The sequence below is a fragment of the Cellulomonas sp. ACRRI genome, from assembly GCF_022346185.1.
Classification (GTDB): domain Bacteria; phylum Actinomycetota; class Actinomycetes; order Actinomycetales; family Cellulomonadaceae; genus Cellulomonas.
This window is the reverse complement of the sequence record NZ_JAKRMS010000204.1, coordinates 1-4,175: the sequence shown is the minus strand read 5'-3', so window position 1 is coordinate 4,175 and position 4,175 is coordinate 1. Positions and strand designations below refer to the sequence as shown.

Sequence of the window (4,175 nt, the reverse complement as noted above, 5' to 3'; positions counted from 1 at the left end):
GCCGCCGCGACCCCGCTGCCGACCCGGACCCGCGGGGACGTCCCGCCGCCGGCCCCGGAGCCGGGCGCGGTCGCGCCGGCCGAGCGCCGCCCGCACCGCGACATGAGCGCCTGGGCGTCCTCCTGGTCGCCCGACGGCGCGTCGCTGCCGCAGCCCGCGCCCGCGCCCTCGTGGTCCGCGCAGCCCGCGGACGCCGCGGCGCCCGCGGCGGACCAGTCCCGCCGGCCCGGCGCGCTCGACGCGGAGGCCGCGCAGATGCTCGCGCTGCGGGCCGACATCCAGGAGCAGGCGTTGAGCGAGCTGAGCCAGCTGTCGGCGTACCGGCCCAAGGTCGACGTGCCGGCCGGCGGCTCGCTCACCCGGCGGGTGCCGACGGCGATCCCGGCCGCGCCCGAGATCTCGCAGCCCGCGTCGGGCCCGGCGCCGGCGCGCGACGCCGACAGCCTGCGCGACCGGCTGTCGAGCTTCCAGTCCGGCAGCCGCCGGGGCCGTCGCGCCCTCGCGGACACCGACCAGGGTCTGGCCGGCGCCGAGCCGGAGCAGCCCCGCACCGAGTCCGACTCCCAGCCCGTCCCGCCGTCGCCGTCATGGTGACACCCGTCCCCGCAGCCGCCACCGCGCCTGCATCACGTCAGGAGGATGTGTGACCACCCTCAGCACCGAGGCAGCCAACTTCGGCTGGCTCCTGGACAACTTCGTCCGGACCGTGCCCGGCACCCGGCACACGCTGGTGGTGTCGGCCGACGGCCTGCTCATGGCGATGTCCGAGCAGCTCGACCGCACCAGCGGCGACCAGCTCGCGGCGATCGTCGCGGGCATGTCGAGCCTCACCCGGGGAGCGGCGCGCCAGCTCCGCGCCGGCGACGTGCGGCAGGCCATCGTGGAGATGGACAACCTGTTCCTCTTCCTGATGAGCGTGTCGAACGGCTCCGTCCTCGCGGTCGTGGCCGACGCCACCTGCGACGTGGGCCTCATCGGCTACGAGATGGCGATGCTCGTCTCGCGGACCGAGGCCACGCTCACCCCGCAGCTCATCACCGAGATGCGCGGCAGCCTCCCCGTCGACGGCGCGACCCGCGCTCCCACCGTGTGAGGTAGCCCATGAGCGAGAGCGAGTTCGAGACCCGCACCGTCCGCCCCTACGCCCTCACCGGCGGCCGGGTGCGGTCCGAGCGGTCCGACTACCCCCTGGAGGCGCTGGTCGAGATGCTGCCCGCCGGCGTCTCGGGCCAGGGCCTGACGCCCGAGAAGCGGGCGATCCTGCAGCACGCGTCGCACGGCTACATCTCCATCGCCGAGCTGTCCGCGCTGCTGCACCTGCCCCTGGGCGTGACGCGCGTCGTCGTCTCCGACCTGGTCGACGCGGGCTACGTCCGCGTGCACTCGTCCACCCCGGTCGAGACCACCACCGGTCAGTCGCCCGCCCTGTCCCTGAGCGTCCTGGAGAGTGTTCTCAATGGCATTTCCGCCCTCTGACGCCGTGGCCACCGGCCAGGCCGCTGCCGTGCCGACCGCCCGACCCGCCGGCGACACCGGTGAGATGGGCGCCGCGCCCACCGTCGTGAAGATCGTCGTTGCGGGCGGGTTCGCCGTCGGCAAGACGACGTTCATCGGGTCGATCTCCGACATCGAGCCGCTGAACACCGAGGCCGCCATGACCGAGCACTCGGTGGGCGTCGACGACGCGGGTGGCGTGTCCGACCGCAAGACGTCGACCACCGTCGCGATGGACTTCGGGCGCATCGCGCTGCCGGGGTCGCTGTGGCTCTACCTGTTCGGCACCCCGGGCCAGGACCGGTTCCTGTTCATGTGGGACGACCTGGTGCGCGGCGCGATCGGCGCCGTCGTGCTGGTGGACACCGACCGGCTCGACCAGTGCTTCCCGGCCGTCGACTACTTCGAGTCCCGGGGCATCCCGTTCGTCGTCGGCGTGAACTGCTTCGACGGCGTCGCCAAGCACCGCCTGGAGGACGTGCGCGAGGCGCTGGCCATCCCGGCGCACGTGCCGGTGCTCTACACCGACGCCCGGTCCCGCACGGCGACCAAGCAGACGCTGATCTCGCTCGTGCAGCTCGCGATGGAGCGCCTGCGCAACCACGCGTGACGGCCCCGCCCGCGCGCCCCGCTACAGTGCGGGGCGTGCGGGTCTACGCCGACGGCTCGGCGCTCGTGCGCTACCTGCCGTTCCCGGACCACTCGGTGGACTGGCAGCGGTGGGCGGAGCGGCACGGGGCCGACCTCCTCGTCACGTCGCTGTCCCTGAGCGAGCTGCGCCACGCGGCCGCCACGGCGCCGGCGCACGTCCGCGCGCGCGCCCGCGACGCCGTCGAGGGGCTCGAGGTCGTCCGGTTCTCGGACCAGGCGGTCGGCGCCGCCGCGATGACCACCGCGGTCCTGTCGCCGTTCGCGTCCCTGCACCTCGGCGTCGCGCTGGCGCACCCGGAGGTCACGGCGTTCGCGTCGTACGACGTGCGGCTGGCCTCTGTCGCCGCGATCCACGGCCTGACGGTCGTGTCCCCGGGCCTCCCGGACCGCTGGTGGGAGCCCGCGGCCTGACCCCCTCGCGCCGACCGCCCGAGAACCTGCCCCCTACAGCCACCCGCATCTCGGGTGCCCACCGCATTTGTGCGAAACGTGGCGCGTGATCTGCGACGTCGCAGAACACCTACCCCCCGGTCGGCGTCCCTAGCGTCGACGACGAGCCCGTGGCCGTCCCGGCACGGGCCGTTCGAGCGGGGGCGACTCGACCTCGCGCGCCGCGGGCCGGCCGCCCCCTGGTGGGAGAGGACGGGAAGATGAGACTGATCAGACGCACGCTGGGGACGGGGGCGGCGCTGGCGCTGCTCGCGCCGGTCGCCCTGGCGACGGCACCGGCTGCGTGGTCGCACGGCTACGTCGGTGGGTCCGAGTCGGGCATGGTGGCCCGGGCGGCGCTGCGCACCAACGCGAACCTCGGCGCGGTGCAGTACGAGCCGCAGAGCATCGAGGGCCCCAAGGGCTTCCCGGAGGCGGGCCCGGCCGACGGACAGCTCGCCTCGGCGGGGAACGCGCGGTTCTCCGCGTTGGACGAGCAGTCCGCGGACCGGTGGGTGAAGAACGCGATCTCCCCCGGGCCGAACCGGATCAGCTGGGTGTACACGGCACCGCACAAGACCACCAAGTGGGACTACTTCATGACGGTCCCGGGCTGGGACCAGGACGCGCCGCTGAGCCGCGCGTCGTTCGAGAAGATCGGCACCGTGCAGCACGACGGGTCGATGCCGACCGCCGGTGCCGTGCACGTGGTGGACGTCCCGGCGGACCGGGTGGGCTACCACGTCATCTACGCCGCGTGGACGGTCGACGACACCGGTGCCGCGTTCTACAACGTCATCGACGTGGACGTCGCGGGCGAGGAGCCGGGCGTGGTCGACCCGCCGGTCGACCCCGAGACCCCCCCGGACGTCGACCCGCCGGTCGACCCCGCGGAGCCCGGGACCGGTGACGAGGGGACGGTCGACGTCACCGCGACCGTGCCGCGCCCCGAGCAGACGGACGGCGTGCTGGCCATGTCGGTCGCCGGTTCCGGCCTCGACCTCGGCTCGCCGACCAACGCCGGGGACCGGCTGCGGTTCGAGGGCGCCCTGCCGACCGTCACCGTGACCGACTCGCGCTCCGACGCGCAGGCCGGCGACGGCGGCTGGACCGTGTCCGGCCAAGCCCGCGACCTCGTCGCGGGCGCCACGACGCTCACCGCCGAGAACCTCGGCTGGACGCCGGTCCTGCTCAGCGACAAGCACTGCGTCACGCCCGGGTCGCCCGTCTCGACCCGCCTCGCCGGTGGCACCGGGCTCGCGGCCCCCGCGACCCTCGCCACCGCGGCGTCGCACGGCCGTGCCGGTGCCACCGAGCTGACCGCGGGCGTGGTGCTCGACGTGCCGGTCGACGCGCCGGCCGGCAGCTACGCGGGCGCCGTCACGCTCACGCTGTTCCCGGTCGACTGACCCCCCGGTGCCGACGCGGCCGGTCGCCCCGGCCGCCGCGGGGCCGCCCGGGCGGCGCGCCCCCCGGGCCGGGCCGGCGCCCCCCCGCCACCGGCGGGCGGGCCGCGGTCGCCTGCTGCCGGTCACCGGCCGGGGCAGGACTCATGCCGCCAGCGTAGGTCCCCCCGGGGGACAACGGTTGCTCTGGGCGAG

At 75.2% G+C, this 4,175-nt stretch carries 5 protein-coding genes and 1 pseudogene; all 6 read left to right on the top strand.

The window, feature by feature from the left end; all coding sequences use genetic code 11:
- Positions 1–594 (top strand): annotated as a pseudogene (locus MHY85_RS20320) (hypothetical protein); the annotation flags it as partial.
- 49 nt (positions 595–643) lie between these two features.
- Positions 644–1,093 (top strand): roadblock/LC7 domain-containing protein, encoded by a 450-nt coding sequence (locus MHY85_RS20315; protein ID WP_147794822.1) that lies wholly within the window; start codon positions 644–646, stop codon positions 1,091–1,093.
- An 8-nt stretch (positions 1,094–1,101) separates the two neighbouring features.
- Positions 1,102–1,476, top strand: a complete 375-nt coding sequence (locus MHY85_RS20310; protein WP_239200114.1) for a DUF742 domain-containing protein — start codon at positions 1,102–1,104, stop codon at positions 1,474–1,476.
- Entirely contained in the window at positions 1,457–2,104 is a 648-nt protein-coding gene (locus tag MHY85_RS20305; protein ID WP_374234221.1) for an ATP/GTP-binding protein, read from the top strand. Before MHY85_RS20310 ends, MHY85_RS20305 begins: the two co-directional genes overlap by 20 nt.
- Before the next feature lie 35 nt (positions 2,105–2,139).
- Entirely contained in the window at positions 2,140–2,556 is a 417-nt protein-coding gene (locus MHY85_RS20300) for a PIN domain-containing protein (protein ID WP_239200111.1), read from the top strand.
- A 239-nt stretch (positions 2,557–2,795) separates the two neighbouring features.
- Positions 2,796–3,983, top strand: coding sequence for a lytic polysaccharide monooxygenase (locus tag MHY85_RS20295; protein ID WP_239200108.1), 1,188 nt, complete (start codon positions 2,796–2,798; stop codon positions 3,981–3,983).
- Positions 3,984–4,175: the final 192 nt, after the last annotated feature.

Excerpts from the sequence above, each read along its gene's own strand:
- MHY85_RS20310 (WP_239200114.1), top strand. The coding sequence starts at position 1,102 with ATGAGCGAGAGCGAGTTCGAGACCCGCACCGTCCGCCCCTACGCCCTC.
- MHY85_RS20305 (WP_374234221.1), top strand. The coding sequence starts at position 1,457 with ATGGCATTTCCGCCCTCTGACGCCGTGGCCACCGGCCAGGCCGCTGCC.
- MHY85_RS20295 (WP_239200108.1), top strand. The coding sequence starts at position 2,796 with ATGAGACTGATCAGACGCACGCTGGGGACGGGGGCGGCGCTGGCGCTG.